This window comes from Tepidiforma sp. (genome assembly GCF_026419595.1).
Lineage (GTDB): Bacteria > Chloroflexota > Dehalococcoidia > Tepidiformales > Tepidiformaceae > Tepidiforma.
This window is the reverse complement of sequence record NZ_JANZZD010000006.1, coordinates 36,962-57,122: the sequence shown is the minus strand read 5'-3', so window position 1 is coordinate 57,122 and position 20,161 is coordinate 36,962. Positions and strand designations below refer to the sequence as shown.

The window sequence follows — 20,161 nt, the reverse complement described above, 5'->3', positions numbered from 1 at the left end:
GCGCCGCCTCAGCGGGGGGGCATCGCGCCGGCAGGAGCCATGGCAGAAATCTCGCTGCCCGTCTTCCAGGGGCCGCTCGACCTCCTTCTCCACCTCATCGAGAAGGACGACCTCGATATCACCGCCGTCTCCCTCGTCGCGGTGACCGACCAGTACCTCGCCGCCATCCACACCGGCGAAGGCTTCGACCCCTCCGCCCTCGCCGAATTCGTCGCCATCGGCGCCCGCCTCATCTACCTGAAGTCCCGCGCCCTCCTCCCCCGCCCGCAGGGGGAGGAGGCGCCCTCGCTCGAAGACGACGACGTCGGCCAGGAGCTCGTCGAACTCCTCCGCGAATACCGCCGCTTCCTCCAGGTCGTCGACCTCCTCGAAGCCCGCCAGGACGCCGGCCTCCGCATCTACACCCGCCTCGCCCCGCCTCCCGACCTCCCGGAAGCCTCCCCCCTCGAAGGCGTCAGTATCGAGCGCCTCCACGCTCTCATGCTCCGGCTCCTCCAGCGCAAGCCTGCCGACCCGGCGCCCCGCGCCATCCTCCCCCGCGATACCGCCATCACCCTCGCTCAGCGCCTCGAGCAGTTCCGCGACCGCCTCCGCCGCCGGGGCCGCTTCTCCTTCCGGCGCGCCATCCTCGAATGCGCGAACCGCCTCGAAGTCGTCGTCTCCTTCCTCGCCGTCCTCGAACTCCTCCGCGCCGGCGAAGCCGACGCCCTCCAGGAAACCCCCTGGGGCGATATCCAGGTCGTCGCGCTCGCCCCCGCCGCCTGACCGCACCACCGCCGCCTCCATCTTCCGCCACGCACCCCGCCCTGCTACCCTCACTGCAAGCGTCAAGAGGGCGTCCCCGCCCGGCAACCTGGTTATGCCTCCAAGGTGCCAAACCGACGCGGCCCCGCGGCACCCGCCGCCGGGCAACAAAAGGCGGGCTTGCGGGAAGGCCCGCCCCTCGCCGCCGCACCCCAGCGGCACGGGGGGATTTTTCATGCCCGCGCGAAGGCAACTCCACCACCGAAAGGGCTCCACGTGTCCGAACGCAAGCTCCTCACCTCCGAATCCGTCACCGAAGGCCACCCCGACAAAATCTGCGACCAGATCAGCGACGCCGTCCTCGATGCCCTCCTCGAACAGGACCCCGCCTCCCGCGTCGCCTGCGAAACCGCCACCACCAACGGCCTCGTCCTCGTCATGGGGGAAATCACCACCCATGGCTACGTCGATATCAACAAGCTCGTCCGCAAGACCATCGTCGATATCGGCTACGACTCCTCCGAAAAAGGCTTCGACGGCCACACCTGCGGCGTCATCACCTCCATCGCCGAGCAGTCCGCCGATATCGCCCGCGGCGTCAATAACACCGACCCCCGCTCCATCGGCGCCGGCGACCAGGGCATGATGATGGGCTTCGCCTGCAGCGAAACCCCCGAATACATGCCCCTCACCATCTCCCTCGCCCACCGGCTCACCCGCCGCCTCGCCGAAGTCCGCAAATCCGGCACCCTCCCCTGGGTCTGGCCCGACGGCAAGTCCCAGGTCACCGTCGAATACGACGAACACTGGAACCCCCTCCAGGTCGATACCGTCGTCATCTCCACCCAGCACTCCCCCGACGTCGAAGACCCCGAGTTCATCACCACCCAGGTGACGAAGCACGTCATCGAGCCCGTCGTCGGCCCGCTCCTCAGCAAGGACGTCACCATCCACGTCAACCCCACCGGCCGCTTCGTCATCGGCGGCCCCCGCGGCGATGCCGGCCTCACCGGCCGCAAGATCATCGTCGATACCTATGGCGGCGTCGCCCGCCACGGCGGCGGCGCCTTCTCGGGCAAGGACCCGACGAAGGTCGACCGCTCCGGCGCCTACGCTGCCCGCTGGGTCGCCAAGAACATCGTCGCCGCCGGCCTGGCCACCCGCTGCGAATTCATGCTCTCCTACGCCATCGGCGTCTCCGAGCCCACCTCCATCGGCATCGAAACGTTCGGCACCGGCGTCGTCCCCGATTCGGTCATCCTCGCCGCCGTCCGCCGCCTCTTCGATCTCCGCCCCGGCGCCATCATCGAGGACCTCGGCCTCCGCCGGCCGATCTACCGGCCGACCGCCGCCTACGGGCACTTCGGCCGCACCGACCTCGATCTCCCCTGGGAGGACACCTCCCGGGCTGCCGACCTCCGCGCCGCCGCCGGCCGCTGACCGCCGCGCCCGCGTGGACGCCATCCTCCTCGTCGGCGGCCAGGGCACCCGGCTGCGCCCCCTCACCGCCCGCCGCCACAAGAGCCTCGTGCCCGTCTGCAACCGGCCCGCCATCGACTACCTCTTCGCGTGGCTCGAGCGCTCCGGCATCCGCCGCGCCATCCTCGCCCTCGGCCTCGCCAACGAAGACCTCGCGGCCCGCTACCCCGCCGGCCGGCACCGCGGCCTCGAGGTCCTCCCCATCATCGAAACCGCCCGCCTCGAATCCGGCGGCGCCATCCGCAACGCCGTCGAAACCGCCGGCATCGACGACCGCTTCCTCGTCCTCAACGGCGATGTCTACCTCGATTTCGATTTCGCCGCCGCACTCCGCGCCCATGTCGATCGCGCCGCCGACCTGACCCTCGCCCTCCACGACGTCGACGACCCCTCCAGTTTCGGCGTCGCGGTCTGCGGCCCGGATGGCCTCGTCACCGGCTTCGTCGAAAAGCCGCCCCCCGGCGAGGCCCCGTCCCGCCTCGTCAACGCCGGCGCATGGATTTTCGAACGCCGCCTCGTCGACGAAATTCCCCCTGGCGCCGTCCGCGTCGAAGAGACCCTCTTCCCCTCCCTCGTCGCCCGCCGCCGGGTCGTCCTCGGCTACCGCTTCGAAGGCCACTGGGCCGACCTCGGGACGCCAGCCCGCTACCTCGCCCTCCACCACGCCCTCCTCGAAGCCGGGAACGCCGTCCACCCCGCCGCCGCGGTCCACCCCACTGCCGTGCTCGAACGCGCGGCCGTCGGCGAAGGCTCGGCCGTCGGCCCGCGGGCCAGCCTGCGCGGCTCGGTGCTCTGGGAGCGCGTCGACGTCGGCGAAGCCGCCGAGCTCGTCGACACCATCGCCGCCGACGGCGCCCGCATCGGCCCCGGCGCCCGCCTTCGCGGCTGCGTCATCGGCCCCGGCGCGACCATCGGCCCCGGCGCAGCGCCCCCGCCGGGCACGATCGTTGACGCAGACGGCCAGTATCATGAGGCCCATGCCGGATAACCCCGTTCGCTTCGGCACCGATGGCTGGCGCGCCATCATCGCCGATACCTTCACCTTCGAAAACGTCCGCGCCTGCGCCCGCGCCGTCGCCGACCACTTCGCCGAGCACGGCGGCACCGCCCGCCCCCTCGTCGTCGGCTACGACACCCGCTTCCTCTCCGACCACTTCGCGCGCGATGTCGCCCGCGTGCTCGCCGCCGCCGGCTTCACCGTCCAGCTCGCCGACCGGCCAGCCCCGACACCCGCGATCAGCTACCGGATCATCGAAACCGGCGCCGCCGGCGGCGTCGTCGTCACCAGCTCCCACAACCCTTTCAACTGGAACGGCATCAAAGTCAAACCTCACTACGGCGGCAGCGCCAGCCCCGAGATCGTCGCCGATATCGAGCGCCGCGTCCCGGCCATCCTCGAAAACCCCGCCGACGTTGCCATGGCGCCCGCGGACACGGACGCCATCACCGCCTTCGATCCCATCCCCGGCTACCTCGCCGCCCTCGGCCGGCAGGTCAATCTCCAGCGCATCCGCAGCGCCGGCCTCGCCGTCGCCGTCGACCCGATGTACGGTGCCGGCGCCGGCCTCTTCACCGAACTGCTCGCGGGCGGCTCCACCACCGTCCGCGAAATCCACACCGAGCGGAACCCGGCCTTCCCCGGCATCCGCGCCCCCGAGCCCATCGAAAAGAACCTCGGCGAATTCCTCGTCCTCATGGGCACCGGCCGCTACCACATCGGCATCGCGAACGACGGCGACGCTGACCGCGTCGGCCTCGTCGACGAGCGCGGCCGCTACGTCGACCAGCTCCGCACGTTCGCGCTCCTCATCAACTACCTCCTCGGCGAACGCGGCCTCCGCGGCCCCATCGTCCGCTCCATCACCACCACCCGCATGGCCAACCTCCTCGCCGCCCGCTACGGCGTCGAATGCTTCGAGACTCCGGTCGGCTTCAAATTCATCGGCCCCCTCATGATGGAGAAAGACGCCCTCATCGGCGGCGAAGAATCCGGCGGCTACGGCTTCCGCGGCCACCTCCCCGAGCGCGACGGCATCCTCGCCGGCCTCTTCCTCCTCGACTACGTCGCCGCTACCGGCAAATCTCCCTCCGAACTCCTCCAGCAGGTCTTCGAAATCACCGGGCCGCACTTCTACGCCCGCGACGACTACGACCTCGAACCCGGCCAGCGCGACGCCATCCGCAGCGCGCTCGATGCCGCCGCGCCCGGCGACATCGCCGGCCGGCCAGTCACCGGCAGCGACCGCACCGACGGCTGGCGCTTCCTCTTCGATGGCGGCTGGCTCCTCTTCCGCCTCTCCGGCACCGAGCCGCTCCTCCGCATCTACACCGAAGTCACCGATGAGACCCTCGTCCGGCCCGTCCTCGATGCCGGCGCCGCCATCGCCGGGGTCCGCCGGTGAGCGCTGCGTTCGAACCCGAACCCGCCGCCGCCGCGGTCGACCGCGCCGGCATGTGGCGCCACATCGCTGCCTTCGGCGGCCAGCTCGCGCGTGAGTGGCGCCGCACCGCCGACCTCGAACTGCCCCTCCCCCGCGGCCGCATGCCGGACCACCTCGTCATCGCGGCCACCGGGGGGTCTGCCGCCGCCGGCGATATCGTCGCCGCGCTCGCCGCCCCGGTGAGCGAAATTCCCATCACCGTCGTTCGCGGCCGCGAACTCCCCAACTTCGTCGGCGAACGCACCCTCGTCGCTGCCGTCTCCTGCTCCGGCAACACCGCCGAGACGCTCGCCCTCTACGACGACGCGTGGCGCCGGGATGCCCCCATCATCGCCATCACCCGCGGCGGCCGGCTCGCTGCCCGCTGCGAGGACGACGGCGTCCCGGCCTGGCGCTTCGACTACGATGCCCCGCCCCGCGCGGCCGTCGCCCTGCTCCTCGCACCCCTCCTCCGCATCGTCGAGCGCCTCGGCCTCTACCTCGTCACCACGCCCGATATCGAGCGGGCCGCGGCCCTGTGCGCCGGGCTTGCCGCCGCGCAGCTGGCCGCCGGCTCCGCCGCCGCCCGCGCCGCCGGGGCCATCGCCGGCCGCGTGCCGCTCATCCTCGCCGGGGGAGTGCTGCTCCCCCTCGCCGACCGCGCCCGCAACCAGCTCGCCGAGAATGCCAAGCTCCTCGCCGCCTCGGCCGCCCTCCCCGAAGCCGCCCACAATCTCGTCGTCGGCCTCGACCCGGACCTCGCCCCCGCGCGCTGGACCCTTCTCGCCCTCGCTGCCGAAGACGACCCGGCCGCGCCCTACCTCGAGGCCGTCGAAGAACTCGCCGCCCCCCGCGGCATCCCCTTCCACCGCCTTCCCATCCCCGGCAGCAGCCCGTTCGAACGGGCCCTCGCTGCCCTCGTCACCGTCGACGCCCTCTCCTGGCACGCCGCCATCGCCCGCGGCATCGACCCGACGCCGATTCCAGAAATCGAATCTATCCGCAGCCGCATCGCCCGCCTTTCCTCCGCCGAAATATCGACGTAATCTGAAATCCTGCGGACCGAACGGAGGGCAATCGGCTTACCGGCCACCCCTCCAGCCACCGCCCGGCCCACGGGCAGCCGCGACCGCACGGCGCGGCAGGCAGCAGGCGCCCCTCACCGGGTTCCGCCCGCTCCAGCGTTCGCTCCGCGGAAAGGGTTCCTCATGGCGCGCATGACAGGCGCACAGATGGTGCTGGAAGGCCTCCAGCGCGAAGGTGTCGAAGTCATCTTCGGCTACCCCGGGGGCGTCGTCCTCCCCCTCTACGACACCCTTCCCCAGTATCCCGGCATCCGCCACATCCTCGTCCGGCACGAACAGGGCGCGGCCCACATGGCCGACGGCTACGCCCGCGCCAGCGGCCGCATGGGCGTTTGCCTCGGCACCTCCGGCCCCGGCGCCACCAACCTCGTCACCGGCATCTGCACCGCCTGGATGGACTCCGTCCCCGTCTTCGCCCTCACCGGCAACGTCAGCCGCACCCTCCTCGGCAAAGACGGCTTCCAGGAAGCGGACATCACCGGGATCACGCACTCGATCACCAAACACAACTACCTGGTGATGCGCCCCGAGGAGATCCCCCTCACCATCCGCGAAGCAGCGCACATCTGCCGCACCGGCCGCCCCGGCCCCGTCCTCGTCGACATCCCGAAGGACGTCTTCCAGGAATCCGCCGAATTCGACTGGCCCGAACAGGTCCACCTCCGCGGCTACCGGCCCACCTACGAAGGTCACGCCGGCATGATCCGCCGCGCCGCCGAACTCATCGACCAGGCCCGCCGGCCCATCATCATCGCCGGCCACGGCGTCATCTGGTCCGACGCCCAGGACGAACTCGTCGCCCTCGCCGAAAAGGCCGAGATCCCCGTCATCACCACCTTCCTCGGCATCGGCGCCTTCCCCGAGGCGCACCGCCTCTCCTACGGCTGGCTCGGCATGCACGGCATGTTCTACGCCAACATGGCCGCCGATAACGCCGACCTCGTCATCGGCGTCGGGATGCGCTTCGACGACCGCGCCATGGGCCGCTTCAAGGACTTCAACCCGGGCGTCAAGATCATCCACATCGACATCGACCCCGCCGAAATCGGCAAGAACTTCCCCACCGCCGTCCCCATCGTCGGCAGCGCCAAGAACGTCCTCCCACGCCTCACCGAACACGTCCGCGAGGCGAAGCACACCGAGTGGCTCCAGTGGATCGACCAGGTGCGGGAAGAGCACCCGAGCCTCCACATCCGCGAAAGCCGCCGGATGCTCCCGCAGTACGTCGTCCGCACCCTCTACGAAGAGACCGAGGGCAACGCCACCATCGTCACCGGCGTCGGCCAGCACCAGATGTGGGCCGGCCAGCACTACTTCTACAAGCGCCCCCGCCAGCTCATCTCCTCCGGCGGCCTCGGCACCATGGGATTCGAACTCCCCGGTGCCATCGGCGCACAGGTCGCCCTCCCCGACGCCGAAGTCTGGGCCATCTGCGGCGACGGCGGCTTCCAGATGACCATGCAGGAGCTCGCCGTCGTCGTCGACGAAAACCTGCCGCTCAAGATCGCCATCTTCAACAACGGCTACCTCGGCATGGTCCGCCAGTGGCAGCAGCTCTTCTACGACCGCAACTTCGTCTCCGTCGCCATGACGCAGCCCGACTTCTGCAAGATCGCCGACGCCTACGGCATCCGCTCCCTCCGCGTCGAAACCAAGGCCGAAGTCGCCCCCGCCATCCGCGAGGCGCGCGCCCACAAGGGGCCCATCCTCATCGACTTCATGATCGACCAGGAGGAGAACGTCTGGCCGATGGTCCCCGCCGGCGCCGCCCTCTCCGAAACCATCGAAGCCCCCGCCGAGGAGCTCGCCCGGTGAACCCCTCCCTCAACGGCCACCAGCCCCGCAAGCGCGCCAACCACCACACCGTCGTCGCCATCGTCGAAGACAAGCCCGGCGTCCTCATGCGCGTCGCCAGCCTCTTCCGCCGGCGCGGCTTCAACATCGAATCGCTCACCGTCGGCCACTCCGAGATGCCCGGCCTCAGCCGCATGACCATCGTCGTCGATGGCGACAGCGCGCCCGTCGAGCAGGTCGAAAAGCAGCTCTACAAGCTCATCGACGTCATCAAGGTCAGCGACCTCAGCCAGGAAGACATCGTCGCCCGCGAGCTCGCCATGATTAAGGTTCGCTGCAACAACGTGAACCGCCACGAGCTCCTCGATATCGCCAACGTCTTCCGCGCCGACGTCGTCGACATCGCCACCAACTCCATCATCCTCCAGGTCGTCGGCGATGAAGACAAAATCGACGGCCTCATCAAGATGTGCGAGCCCTACGGCATCCGCGAACTCTCCCGCACCGGCCGCATCGCCATGGTCCGCGGCACCAAGACCACGACCGTCCACGAACCCGAACCCGAGCGCATCGCCCGCATCCACCAGACCCAGGGCCGCCGCGTCGAAGGAGACCTCCCCTTCTCCAGCGACTGAGCGCCCGCAGGAAGCGAACCGCGGCGGGGTTCCCCACACGGGAGCCCCGCCGCGGCGTTTTCGGCGCGCACCTTCTCTACAGCCCGTGTCCCTCGCCCGCGAGCCCGTACTTCGCCCGCTCCTGCGCCTGCAGCGCGCCGATCGTCTCCGCCGACCGGTCGAAAATCTGCGGCACCGGCCAGCCGTTCAGCCCCGCGTAGGTATCGATCTGGCTCCGGTGGTGGATGTCGTGCTCCACCATCATCGCCAGGATGCGCCAGCCCGAAAGCGTTCCGCCGCTGTCGATCATCGCCACCTTCCGCTCCAGCCACTCGTCCGGCGTGCCGCGCAACAACTCGCAGAACCGCTCGAAGCTCTCGGCCAGCGCGGGCACCCACAGCTCCCGCCGGCTCACGTCGGGCGGCGCCGGGCTCACCCAGCCCCGGCCGAGGTACGCGCTCGCGAAGTACAGCCGCGAGCCGCACATGTGGCCCACCAGCTTGTTGATGCTCCACGCCCCCTCGCCCTCGCCCGTCGCCGGCGTCCAGCCGTCCGCCTCCGGCGGCAGCGCGCCGATATCGCGCATCGCCCGCCGGTTCACCGCCGCGAAATAGCCCAGGAACGCATCGACCGAACGGTACATCGCCATGTCCCCCGCGGCAGCATTGTCACCAGCGCCGCGCGCCCCCCATCCTACGCTACATCCCCCGCCACGGCGGTCCCATGATCCGGCTCGAACTCTCCATCCGCGGCATCCTCGCCATCGCGCTCGCCCTGTTCGGCCTCTGGCTCATCGTCCAGCTCTGGCCCCTCCCCATCATCATCGTCACGTCCTTCATCTTCATGGCCGCCCTCCTCCCCTACGTCGAGTGGATGGTCCGCCGCGGCATCAACCGCGTCGTCGCTGTCCTCCTCATGCTGCTCGGCATCCTCGTCCTCCTCGGGGCCGTCATCGCCATCGTCGCCCCCGCCGTCATCGATGAGTTCCGCGACCTCCAGAGCAACCTTCCCGATTACGCCCGCGACGTCGAAACCTTCGCCTCCGACCTCGGCTTCAACACCGAACGCTGGGACCTCCCCGAGCGCGCCGCCGAAATCGACTGGAACCGCATCATCAGCGGCTCGCAGGTCGTCGACTACGGCCAGCGCGTCCTCGTCGGCATCTTCACCGGCTTCACCATCGCCGTCATCACCGCCTACCTCCTCGTCGAAACCCATCGCCTCCGCGCCTTCCTCTTCCGCTTCATCCCGCCCGAGCGCGAAGCCGACGCCCACCACTTCCTCCGCGCCCTCGAGCGCGTCGTCGGCGGCTACGTCCGCGGCCAGCTCATCACGTCGCTCATCATCGGCGTCTACACGATGGTCGTCCTCCTCGTCGTTGGCGTGCCCAACGCCGTCGCCTTCGGCGTCCTCGCCGCCTTCGCCGACATCATCCCGCTCGTCGGCGCCTTCATCGCCGTCGTCCCCGCGACCGTCGCCGCCTTCCAGGAATCGCCCACCCAGGCCGTCATCGTCCTCGTTGCCCTGCTCATCTACCAGCAGTTCGAAGACCGCCTCCTCGTCCCCCGCATCTACGGCCAGACGCTCAATCTGCCCGCGCTCGTCGTCCTCCTTGCCGTCCTCGCCGGCGCCGAACTCATGGGCATCGTCGGCGTCCTTCTCGCCCTCCCGGCCGCCGCCGCCGGCCGTGTCGTCCTCGACTACTACCTCGAACGGCGCGCCAACGGCTTCACCGACGACCAGGTGCCGCAGGTCCTCGCCCCCGACGAGCCGGACGAAGCTATCCCCTGACGTTCTCGCGCAGGAAGCCCAGCTCCAGCGCGTACCGCTCGAACGCCGGGAACCGCACCTGCATCGTCCGCGCGATGCGCTCCGGCGGCCCGCCCTCCAGCCGCCACCGTATCAGTTCCACGGCGACCCACCACAGGAGCGACGCCCGCACCAGCGCCGGCAGCAGCCCGAACTCCTGGTTCGAAACCGGGCGCACCGCGGCGTATCCCTCGAACAGCGCCCGCGCGAATTGCGGCTCGAGCGGCCCAAACGGCATCAACAGCGGCGCGAGGTCGCAGAGCGCCGCATCCCGCCGCGCGAACTCCCAGTCCACCAGCCCGCTCAGCTCGCCGTCCCGCCACAGCAGGTTCTTCGCCGAAAAATCCCCGTGGATCGGCTGTTCCGGCAGCTCCGGGTAGCCGAGCCGCGCCAGCTCCCGCAGGTTCCGGTAGCGCTCCCGCCGGATAGCCGCCGCCAGCTCCGGGTACTCCCGCCCGAAGGCCGCCACCAGCCGGTTGAACGTCCCCGCACCCGCCGCGTCGGTCAGCACGTCCAGCTCCCACGCCTTCCCGAGGCCCGGCCGCTGCGTCCCGGGGTCCGCCGCGGCGAGGTCGCGGTGCAGCCGGCCCAGCAGCCGCCCGGCGATGCGCCACGCCGCCACGGTCGTCAGCTCCCGCGGCTCCCCCGGCAGCCGCTCTTCACACGTCCAGGGCCGGCCGCCCTCGTCCACAGCCATCACGCCATCCGCCGCCGCGAGCGCCCGCGCCGTCGGCCAGCCGGCCCGCGCCGCCGCGTCCCGCAGCTCCGCCTCCCACCGCAGCCCGGCCTCCGGTCCCGGGAGCCGCCGCCGCTTCAGCACGCCGCGGCCCGTCAGCCACACTCGCCCGTCCCGGCTGACCGACTGCAGCGTCTCCCCGCCGAGGCCGAACGCCCGCAGCACCGCTGTCGGCGGCTCGCGCATCACATCCACCTCCCCATCGTGCCGCCCCCCAAACGCGCCGTCGACCCTCCGCGTCGTCCAAACGAACCGGCGCCCCTCCCCGAAACCGGGAAGGGGCGCCAGCGACGTCGAACCGGTCGGGCCCGCGCTACTTCTGCAGGATGTGGATCGTGCAGGCCGAGCAGAGGCCGATGACGTGCGCGAGGCCCACCTTCGAGCCCTCCACCTGCCGCTGGCCGGCCTGGCCGCGCAGGTGGAAGACGATCTCGGCGATGTTCGCCACGCCCGTCGCGCCCAGCGGGTGCCCCTTCGAGAGCAGGCCGCCGGAAGCGTTCACCACCGCCTTCGTCTTCGGCTGGTAGGTCTTGTCGCGGAACGGCGCAACGTCCTCCTCGTACTTCGTCGGGATCTTGTTCCCGAGCCACGGCGCGCCGCTCGCCACGTGCATGGCGGCCTCGCCGTCGCCGCAGAGGCCCAGGTTCTCGTAGTGCAGCAGCTCCGCCGTCGCGAAGCAGTCGTGCAGCTCGACCTGGTCGAGATCCTCCGGCCCGATGCCGGCCTGCTCGTACGCCAGCTTCGCCGCGTTCCGGGTCAGCGTGTTGATGTCCGGCAGCGTCAGGTCGCGGTCGGTGAACGGGTCGCTCGTCAGCACGCTCGCCGCCACCTTGATCGGCTGCGTCGTGAACTGCCGCGCCTTGTCCATCGAGGTCAGGATCGCCGCCGCCGCGCCGTCGCCCGTCGGGCAGCACATCAGCAGCGTGTTCGGGTAGGCAATCATCCGCGAGTTCAGCACTTCATCCAGCGGCGATTCCTTCTGGTACTGCGCCAGCGGGTTCATCGTGCTGTGCCAGTGGTTCTTCACGCTCGCCAGCGCGAAGTGCTCCTGCTTCGTGCCGTACTTCCGGGCATGCTCCATGCCCGCCATGCCGAACACCGCCGGCATCATGTACGAGCCGACCCGGCCCTCGAGGCTCGTCGCCGGGTCGCCCCGCGAGCCCAGCAGGCCCTGCTTGCCCATCTGCTCCGAGCCGACCGCCATCACCACGTCGTACGCCCCCGAGGCGACCGCGAAGTACGCCTCGCGGAAGGCCGTCGAGCCCGTCGCGCAGGCGTTCGCCACGTTCACCACCGGGATGCCCGTCTGGCCGATCTGCTGCAGGATCCGCTGGCCCGAGCCCGAGGTCTGGTACAGGTTGCCGCTGTACAGCGCCTCGATCTGCTTCATCTCCATGCCCGCGTCCTTCAGCGCCTCGAGCACCGCCTGCGCCGAAAGCTGGGCGAAGTCCCGGTCCGCATAGCGGCCGAACTTGATCATCGAAATGCCAACGATTGCTACTTCGCGCACTGTCCTTTACCTCCTTCGCGCGCCCGGGCCTTAGTTCTCGCCCTCGATCGGCGTGAACCGGTAGGCGATGTACGAATTCCCTTCCCGGTCCTCCGACACCTTCTCGGTGAACATCTTCACCCGCATGCCGAACTTCATGTTCTCCGGCTTCGGCTCGATGCCCACGATGTTCGTGTTCACGCTTCCGCCGCCGTCCAGGTCGACCACCGCCGCGATGTACGGTGCCTGCACGTAGGGCGTCGCCTGGTGGATGATCGTCCACACGTGCACGGTGCCGGTGTTCGCCAGCCGGATCGTCTCGAACGGGCCGTCGCTGCTGCAGACCCCGCAGAAGAGCCGCGGGCCGACGTACTTCGTCCCGCACTTCTTGCAGACGGAGCCGTTCAGGTAATCCTGATCGCGCGTCTCACCGAGCGTCAGGTGCGGCACCAGTGGGCGAACCTCGCCCTGCGTTGCTGTCGCTTCTGCCAATCCTGGACCTCCTTCTCATTGCTGCCCGGGCTGGTGTTCCGCTCACGGCGAATACGCCCCGGGGCCAGGGCCTCGCCGCACCGTATTGTTCGCCCCCCGTAAAGGGCTGTCAACGAACCTTCACACTCGGCCGTTCCCGGCCCTTTCCGCAGCCGGCCGGCCCCCGCCCATCGCCCGCAGCACCCGCACCAGCAGCGGCATCCACCCCTCGCCCGCGCCCACCCGGTCGATTCGCACCTGCTTCGGCCCCGCGAGCACCATCTCGCCCAGCCCCAGCCGCGCCACCCGCTCGCGCAGCTCCGGCGTCGTGCCGCCGCGCACGTACAGGTGGAACATCTGCTCGTCGGTCTTGATCGCTTCGACCCCCGCCCGCTTGGCGAGGTTCCGCACCAGCGCCACGTAGAGCAGGTGCTCCACCGCCAGCGGCACCGGCCCGAACCGGTCGCGCAGCTCCTCGTGCATCTCCGCCACCGCCTCGACCGTCCCGAGGTGCGCGATGCGCTGGTACAGGTTCAGCCGTGCGTGGGTGTCGCCGATGTAGCTCTCCGGGATGTGCGCGCTCACCGGCAGGTCGACGACCGGCGGCGGCGGCTCCGGCTCGGCCGCCTGCGGCAGCTCTTCGCCCAGGCCCCGCTTCAGCGCCGCCACCGCCTCCGCCACCAGCTTCGTGTACAGCTCGAACCCCACCTCCGCGATGTGCCCGCTCTGCTCCGTCCCGAGCACGTTGCCCGCGCCGCGGATTTCGAGGTCCCGCAGCGCCAGCTGGAAGCCCGCCCCCAGCTCCGAGGCTTCGAAAATCGCCTCCAGCCGTTTCTGCGCCGCCTCGCTCAGCGCCCGGTCCTTGTCGTACAGCAGGTAGGCGTACGCCCGGTTCGCCGACCGCCCAACCCGGCCGCGCAGCTGGTACAGCTGCGCCAGCCCCAGCCGGTTCGCTTCGTTGATGATGATGGTGTTCGCGTTCGGGATGTCCAGCCCGCTCTCGATGATCGTCGTACACACCAGCACGTCGTGCTCCCCGGCCTGGAACTCCAGCATCACCCGCTCCAGCTGCTCCTCCGGCATCTGACCGTGCCCGATCGCCACCCGCGCGCCCGGCGCGAGCTCCATCACCCGCTTCGCAATCCGTTCGATGGTCTGCACCCGGTTGTGCACGAAGAACACCTGTCCGCCCCGCTGCAGCTCCCGCTCGATCGCCTCCCGCAGGATCTCGTCGTCCCACGCCAGCACGTAGGTGCGGATCGGCTGCCGCTCCTCCGGCGGCGTCATGATCGTGCTCATGTCGCGAATGCCCACGAGCGACATCTGCAGCGTCCGCGGGATCGGCGTCGCCGAGAGCGTCAGCGTGTCGACCTCCGCGCGCATCTGCCGCAGCCGCTCCTTGTGGCTCACCCCGAAGCGCTGCTCCTCGTCGATGATCACCAGCCCGAGGTCCTTGAAGCTCACGTCCTTCTGCAGCAGCCGGTGCGTCCCCACCACGATGTCCACCTCCCCCGCCGCGAGGTCCGCGAGAATCCGCCGCTGCTCCTCCGCCGACCGGAACCGCGAGAGCACCTCCACGCGCACCGGAAAGCCCGCCGTCCGCTCCCGGAACGTCTCCCCGTGCTGCTCGGCGAGCACCGTCGTCGGCACCAGCACCGCCACCTGCTTGCCGTCCATCACTGCCTTGAACGCTGCCCGCACCGCGACCTCCGTCTTGCCGTAGCCGACGTCCCCGCAAATCAGCCGGTCCATCGGCCGCGGCCGCTCCATGTCCGCCTTCACCTCGAGAATCGCCGCCAGCTGGTCCTGCGTCTCGACGTACGGGAACGAAGCCTCCATCTCCATCTGCCACGGCGTATCCTCCCGGAAAGCGTGCCCCGGCACGAGCTGCCGCCTCGCGTACAGCTCCAGCAGGTCGCGCGCCATCTGCACTACCGCCTGCTTCACCCGCCGCTTCGACCGCGCCCAGTCCTGCGTGCCCAGCCGCGTCAGCGCCGGCGGATGGTCGCTCGGCCCCACGTACCGGCTCAGCGCCTCCAGCTGGTCGGCCGGCACGTACAGCCGGTCGCCCTCCGCGTACTGCAGCTCGAGGTACTCCCGCTCGACCCCCTCCACCGACCGCCGCACCAGCCCGCCGTACCGCGCGATGCCGTGCTCCGCGTGGACGACGTAGTCGCCGACCTCGAGGCTCTCGACGAGGTCCGGCCGGACGCCGTGGTGCGGCCGCGTCGGCTTCCGCCGCTTCCGGAAGCCGAACACCTCCGCGTCGGCGAGCACCACCGTGCCCGCCGCCGTCACGATGCCGCTCGAAATCGCCGCCGGGACGAGCGTCACGCTTCCGCCCGCCGGCGCCTCGCCCAGCGCGCGCGCTTTCGCGCTCCGCGTGCCCTCTTCTTCGAAGACATCCGCCAGCCGAAGCGCCTGCAGCGACGCCACGACGACCCGCCGGCCCTCCCGCCGCCACGCCTCCGTCTGCTGCGCCACGACCCGCAGCCGGCCGCCGAAGCCCGGCGCTGATTGCACCGGCAGCTCCCGCGCCCCGCGCTCGGCCGTCCCGAACCGCTCCAGTACGTACGCCGCCCGCCCCAGCAGCGCCTCCGCTGCCGCTCCCGGCTCCTCGCGCAGGTCCGGCAGCCCGGCCGGGATCGCGCCCCGCGCCTCCATCTCCGCCCGCGCCCGCCGCTCGAACTCCAGCGTCTGCTCCAGCGCCTGCCGCCCCTCGTCGGGGTCGAAGACGACCACGATGGCCGCGCTGCCGAGGTGGTCCAGCGCCGTCGACCGGTACAGCAGCGGCTCGAGGAACTGGTGGTAGTCGGTCCGCCCGCCCGCCGCCACCGCCTCGACCTGCTCGATGACCGCCTCCGCCTCTTCCCCGTGCGCGGTGAGCTGCCCCGCCAGCGCCTGCGCCGCGGCCCGCCCCGCCCCGAGCGATGTCGAGACCGGCGGCACGAGCACGGCCTCCACCCGGCCCGCGCTCCGCTGCGTCGCGAGGTCGACCAGCCGGATGCTCTCGACCGTATCCCCGAAGAATTCGACCCGCACGGGCCGCTCGAACCCGGCCGGGAAGATATCGATGAGCCCGCCCCGTCGCGCCGCAGTCCCGGGCGCATCGGCGAGCGGCTCGATCGCGTAGCCCGCGCCCTCCAGCCACGCCAGCACGTCGCCGGGCCGTGCCGCAGCGCCGGCCTCCAGCCGCAGGTCCTCCGCCTCCGGGGCCGGCGGCGCCGTGTGTTCGGTGATGGCGGCCCACGTCCCGACCACGATCGCCGGCTCCGCGCCGCCCAGCGCCCGCAGCGCCCGCGCCCGCTCCACCCCTGCCGAGGGGTCGTCCCGCGCGAACTCGTACGGCAGCGCATCCCGCTGCGGCAGCCGGATGACCGGCCGGTCGCTCAGCAGCTCGAGGTCGTCCGCCAGCGCCTGCGCGGCCAGCGCCGTCGGCACCGCCGCCAGCAGCGGGCCGGCATGACCGCTCGCCAGCGCCGCCGCGACGTACGCCCGCGCGCTCTCGGGCGCCGAAAGGCATACGCAGCCCTCCCCGCGCGCCAGCAGCGGGGCCAGCTCCTCGGCGACCGCGGCCGTCACGCCCGCGAGTTCACCAGCCAGGTCCGAACCCTCGGCGGCAGCAGCCGCCTCGCCCTCCACTTTACCGCCCGGTAGCCCGCCTCGGCCATGCCCCCGTTCCCGGCAAGCCGTTCCCGAAATTCCCCGGGGGCATCACTGAGATTTCCTCTCAGGTATCGGAACGGCCGTCACGTGGTACGATCACGCCGTGGCGCACCCGCCCCTCCACCGCCGCGCGCTGCTCCTCGGCCTCGGCCTCACCCTCGCCTTCGCCGCCGCCCAGGCCGGCGTCGGCCTCGCCTTCGGCTCGATCGCCCTCGTCTCCGATGCCGGCCACATGCTCACCGATGCCCTCGGGCTCGGGCTCGCTTTCGCCGCGGCGACGATCGCTGCCCGCCCGCCGGACGCCCGCCGCACCTTCGGCTACGCCCGCGCCGAAGTCCTCGCCGTGCCCCTCCACGTCGCCCTGCTCGCCGGCATCGCGGCCTTCATCATCTACGAATCTCTCGGCCGCCTCGATGGCTCCCACGCGATGCGGCCCGGTCCCGTCCTGGCCACCGCCGTCCTCGGCCTCGGCGTCAACCTCCTCGTCCTCCGCATCCTCCACGGCCACAGCCACGACAACCTGAACATCCGCGGCGCCGTCCTCGAAGCGATGGCCGACGCGCTCGGCTCCGTCCTTGTCATCGTCTCCGCAGCTGCCATCGCCCTCGGTGCGACGCCCGCGCTGGACCCCATCGCCGCCCTCCTCATCGCGGCGCTCATCCTCCCCCGCGCCGTCAACCTCCTCCGCCAGGCCGGCGCCATCCTCCTCGAAAGCGCCCCGCCCGGCCTCGACCCCCGCGCCATCGCTGCCGCCGCCCGCGACGTCCGCGGCGTCCTGGATCTCCACGACGTCCACGTCTGGAGCATCGCGCCTTCCTTCCCGGCCTTGAGCGCCCACGTCGAACTCGCCGATGCCGGCTGCACCGAACACGTCCTCACCGACCTCGCCGCGCTCTTCCGCGAACGATTCGGCATCGTCCACGTGACCCTCCAGCCCGAAACGCCGGCCCTCCACCTGGCGATCGAATGCTGCTCCAGTCCCGACGCCGCCCTGCTCGACGCCGGCCACGCCCACGAACCCGCCCGCTCATGACGCGCCTCTCCCGCCGCGCGCTGTTCGCCGGCGCGCTCGGCGCAGGTAGCGCGGCCGCTGCCGCGGTCGTCGTCGCCCGGCGCTCTCCCGGCCCTGGCCCATCGCCGCAAGCATCTCCTCCCGCCGGCGAACCCTCGCCTTCTCTGCCGCCCTCCCCGACCCCGCTCCCCCGCGGCGGCACGGCCCGCCTCGCCATCACCTCCAGTTTCGATTTCGACACCTTCGACGCCCTCCGCTCCGGCGAGCCGTCGACCGTCGAACTGCTCGGCCGCGTCCACGCCCGCCTCTTCCAGTGGGTCGAACCGGCTGAGGCCCGCCTCGGCCCCGACCTCGCCGCCGCCTGGGAGCAGCCCGACTCGATCACGCTGCTCCTCCGCATCGACCCCCGCGCCTGCTGGCACGACGTCCCGCCCCTCGACGGCCGCCCCGTCACGGAGGACGACGTCCGCCTCCACCTCGAACGCGCGCTCGCGATCGCCGGCGAAGCCAGCGCCCCGCTCATCCAGCGAACCGGCCCCCTCCGCGATGTCGCCCGGGTCGAGCTTCCCGGGCCGGGAATCGTCCGCCTCATCCTCGCCCGCCCATCGCCGCTCCTCGCTGCCGCCCTCGCTGGAGAGTTCGCCCTCGTCCAGCCGCCCGGCTTGGCGGAGCGGTTCGACGCCGACCCGCTCGACCCGGCGCTCCTGGCCGGCTGCGGCTCCTGGCGCTTCGCTGGTTTCGACGGCGACACCGCCCGGTTCGCCGCGCACGCCGCCGGCCACCGCCCGCCGCTCCTCGATGCGCTCGATGTCTCGCCCCCGGCCGATGCCCTCCAACGCTACCGCGCCGGCGGGCTCGATGAGTTTCCGGCGCTCGATCCCCGCGATGCCGCGGCCGCCCGCGCCGTCGCCGGCATCAAGGAGTTCGCCCTCTCCTGGCGCGAGGCCGTGCTCTCCACGTTCTCCGTCAGCGCTCCGCCCTGGTCGGATGCCCGTCTGCTCGAGGCCCTCTCCGCCGCCCTCAACCGCCGGTGGCTCGCGGAAGCCCTGTTCGCCGGCCGCGCCCGTCCATCCGGCCCGCTGCCGCCCGTCTACGCCGCGGCACTCCCGGAAGCGGACCTCGCCGCGTTCCCCGGCTACGCCCCGGACCCGGATGCCGACGCCCGCACGGCCCGCCAGCGCTGGGAGGCCGCCGGCGGCCCCGCCCTCGGCACCGTCACCGTCGATGTCCCGACCATTTTCGACCCCCGCTACGCCGCCAGCGCCGTCATCATCGGCCGCCTCAATGCCATCCTCGGCCCGCAGTTCCGCCCGGCCGTCGAGCGCTACCCCGTCATCGCCGCCCGTGTGCAGGAAGGCTTCTACGGCAACGGCCGGGCCGCCTTCTGGTTCGGCTGGGGGCCGCCGCTCCCCTCGCCCGACCCCCGCGACGCCCTCCTCGACCTCTACGGCCACGCCCTCGCCCCGGCCGACCGGGAGATGCTCCTCGCCGTCCCCGACGTCGCCTCGCTCAGGAGCCTCCAGCGCACGCTGTTCTCCGGCTTCAGCGGCGGCGTCATCCCGTGGGTTCAGCAGGTGACCGAGGTCTTCCGCCGGCCCGGGCTCGAAGGTCCGGCCCCATCGCCGTTCTGGGATGGCCACCGCGACATCCGGCGGTATCGAACCGCCTGACCGCCGCCTGCCGGTTTTTCCTCACCCCGGCTTCCCGGATACTGGGGAACGGATGGACCTCCTTTCCCTCGTGCTCTTCATCGCCGGCATCGCCCTCCTCATCGTCGGCGCCGAAGGCCTCGTGCGCGGCGCCGGCCACCTCGCCATCGCCATGGGCGTCTCCCCCCTCGTCGTCGGCCTCACGGTCGTCGCCTTCGGCACCAGCTCCCCCGAGCTCGCCGTCAGCGTCTCCTCCTCCTTCGGCGGCAAACCGGACCTCGCCATCGGCAACGTCGTCGGCAGCAACATCTTCAACATCCTCGTCATCCTTGGCGCGTCCGCCGTCGCCGCTCCGCTCATCGTCCACCAGCAGCTCGTCCGCTTCGAAGTCCCGCTCATGATCGCCGTCTCCGTCCTCGTCCTCCTCTTCGCTCTCGATGGCGACATCCAGCGGTACGAAGGCGTCATCCTCTTCCTCGGCGTCATCGCCTACACCACGTGGGCCATCCGCAAGAGCCGCAGCGAGTCCCGCGAAGTCCAGTCCGAGTACGACGAGTACGAAGCCGCCATCACCGGCCGGCCAGTCACGCCCCGCACCGTCGCGCTCGACCTCGTTCTCGTCGCCGGCGGCCTCGGCATGCTCGTCCTCGGCTCCGAATGGTTCACCGGCGGCGCCGTCGAGATCGCCGAGTTCCTCGGCGTCTCGCAGCTGGTCATCGGCCTCACGATCGTCGCCGCCGGCACCTCGATGCCCGAGCTGGCGACCTCCGTCGTCGCCGCCATCCGCGGCGAGCGCGACATCGCCGTCGGCAACGCCGTCGGCAGCAACCTGTTCAACCTCATGGCCGTCCTCGGCGCCACGGCCACCGTCTCGCGCGGCGGCGTCCCCGTCGCGGATTCCGCCGTCGCGTTCGATCTCCCCGTCATGCTGGCCGTCGCCGTCGCAGCCCTGCCCATCTTCTTCACCGGCTACATCATCACCCGCGCCAACGGCCTCCTCTTCCTCGGCCTCTACGCCGCCTACGCCACCTACCTCTTCCTCGATGCCTCCGGCCACGACGCGCTCGACGCCTACAGCATGGTGATGCTCGGCCTCATCCTGCCCGCCATCGCGATCGTCACCCTCGGCCTCGCTCTCCGCTTCTACCTCCGCCAGCGCCGCGCCGCCCGCAACGAAAACGCCGGGGCCTGAA

The 20,161-nt window shown here is 71.2% G+C and carries 16 protein-coding genes and 1 riboswitch; of the genes, 11 read left to right on the top strand and 5 right to left on the bottom strand.

All coding sequences use genetic code 11. From position 1 onward, the window contains the following. Positions 1-39 precede the first annotated feature (39 nt). From N2041_RS05005 to ilvN, 7 genes are all read left to right on the top strand, one after another. A complete protein-coding gene (locus N2041_RS05005; RefSeq protein WP_297676443.1) occupies positions 40-765 on the top strand; it encodes a ScpA family protein in 726 nt (241 codons plus the stop codon). A gap of 54 nt (positions 766-819) precedes the next feature. Further along, positions 820-926: riboswitch (SAM-I-IV-variant riboswitch) on the top strand. Positions 927-1,020: 94 nt separating this feature from the next. Further along, positions 1,021-2,184 carry a methionine adenosyltransferase gene (gene metK, locus N2041_RS05000; RefSeq protein WP_297676441.1) on the top strand — a complete coding sequence of 388 codons (1,164 nt, stop codon included), beginning with the start codon at positions 1,021-1,023 and terminating at the stop codon, positions 2,182-2,184. Between the two features lie 13 nt (positions 2,185-2,197). After that, a complete protein-coding gene (locus N2041_RS04995; protein ID WP_297676439.1) occupies positions 2,198-3,211 on the top strand; it encodes an NDP-sugar synthase in 1,014 nt (337 codons plus the stop codon). Then, a complete protein-coding gene (locus N2041_RS04990; protein WP_297676437.1) occupies positions 3,201-4,625 on the top strand; it encodes a phosphoglucomutase/phosphomannomutase family protein in 1,425 nt (474 codons plus the stop codon). The genes N2041_RS04995 and N2041_RS04990 overlap by 11 nt, the downstream gene beginning before the upstream one ends. Beyond that, a complete protein-coding gene (locus N2041_RS04985) occupies positions 4,622-5,689 on the top strand; it encodes an SIS domain-containing protein (protein ID WP_297676435.1) in 1,068 nt (355 codons plus the stop codon). Before N2041_RS04990 ends, N2041_RS04985 begins: the two co-directional genes overlap by 4 nt. A 162-nt stretch (positions 5,690-5,851) precedes the next feature. Continuing rightward, positions 5,852-7,543 (top strand): biosynthetic-type acetolactate synthase large subunit, encoded by a 1,692-nt coding sequence (ilvB, locus tag N2041_RS04980; RefSeq protein ID WP_367187685.1) that lies wholly within the window; start codon positions 5,852-5,854, stop codon positions 7,541-7,543. Beyond that, a complete protein-coding gene (ilvN, locus tag N2041_RS04975) occupies positions 7,540-8,157 on the top strand; it encodes an acetolactate synthase small subunit (RefSeq protein ID WP_297676431.1) in 618 nt (205 codons plus the stop codon). The genes ilvB and ilvN overlap by 4 nt, the downstream gene beginning before the upstream one ends. A 76-nt stretch (positions 8,158-8,233) precedes the next feature. On the opposite strand, the gene N2041_RS04970 is transcribed toward ilvN, so the two are convergent. Beyond that, positions 8,234-8,785, bottom strand: a complete 552-nt coding sequence (locus N2041_RS04970) for a DinB family protein (RefSeq protein ID WP_297676429.1) — start codon at positions 8,783-8,785, stop codon at positions 8,234-8,236. Between the two features lie 74 nt (positions 8,786-8,859). Between N2041_RS04970 and N2041_RS04965 the strand changes: the two genes are divergently transcribed. After that, on the top strand, positions 8,860-9,927 hold the full coding sequence (locus N2041_RS04965) for an AI-2E family transporter (protein WP_297676427.1): 1,068 nt from the start codon (positions 8,860-8,862) through the stop codon (positions 9,925-9,927). Here N2041_RS04965 and N2041_RS04960 read toward each other — a convergent pair. The 4 genes from N2041_RS04960 to mfd all read right to left on the bottom strand — a co-directional run bounded on the left by N2041_RS04960 (position 9,917) and on the right by mfd (position 16,223). Beyond that, positions 9,917-10,867 (bottom strand): phosphotransferase, encoded by a 951-nt coding sequence (locus N2041_RS04960; protein WP_297676425.1) that lies wholly within the window; start codon positions 10,865-10,867, stop codon positions 9,917-9,919. The two genes, N2041_RS04965 and N2041_RS04960, sit on opposite strands and share 11 nt — an antisense overlap. A gap of 127 nt (positions 10,868-10,994) precedes the next feature. Beyond that, complete coding sequence (locus tag N2041_RS04955) at positions 10,995-12,191, bottom strand: thiolase family protein (RefSeq protein ID WP_270055838.1); 1,197 nt, start codon at positions 12,189-12,191, stop codon at positions 10,995-10,997. Between the two features lie 30 nt (positions 12,192-12,221). After that, entirely contained in the window at positions 12,222-12,662 is a 441-nt protein-coding gene (locus tag N2041_RS04950; protein ID WP_270055839.1) for an OB-fold domain-containing protein, read from the bottom strand. A 120-nt stretch (positions 12,663-12,782) separates the two neighbouring features. Beyond that, on the bottom strand, positions 12,783-16,223 hold the full coding sequence (mfd, locus tag N2041_RS04945) for a transcription-repair coupling factor (protein WP_297676422.1): 3,441 nt from the start codon (positions 16,221-16,223) through the stop codon (positions 12,783-12,785). 187 nt (positions 16,224-16,410) lie between these two features. On the opposite strand from mfd, the gene N2041_RS04940 reads away from it, so the two are divergent. The 3 genes from N2041_RS04940 to N2041_RS04930 are packed head-to-tail and all read left to right on the top strand — an operon-like array spanning position 16,411 to position 20,160. Further along, positions 16,411-17,340, top strand: coding sequence for a cation diffusion facilitator family transporter (locus tag N2041_RS04940; protein ID WP_297676419.1), 930 nt, complete (start codon positions 16,411-16,413; stop codon positions 17,338-17,340). Further along, the gene (locus N2041_RS04935) at positions 17,337-18,989 is read left to right on the top strand and encodes an ABC transporter substrate-binding protein (RefSeq protein ID WP_297676418.1); all 1,653 of its coding nucleotides are present in this window, start codon (positions 17,337-17,339) and stop codon (positions 18,987-18,989) included. Before N2041_RS04940 ends, N2041_RS04935 begins: the two co-directional genes overlap by 4 nt. A 52-nt stretch (positions 18,990-19,041) precedes the next feature. After that, entirely contained in the window at positions 19,042-20,160 is a 1,119-nt protein-coding gene (locus tag N2041_RS04930; protein ID WP_297676416.1) for a calcium/sodium antiporter, read from the top strand. The last annotated feature ends 1 nt before the right edge of the window (position 20,161 follow it).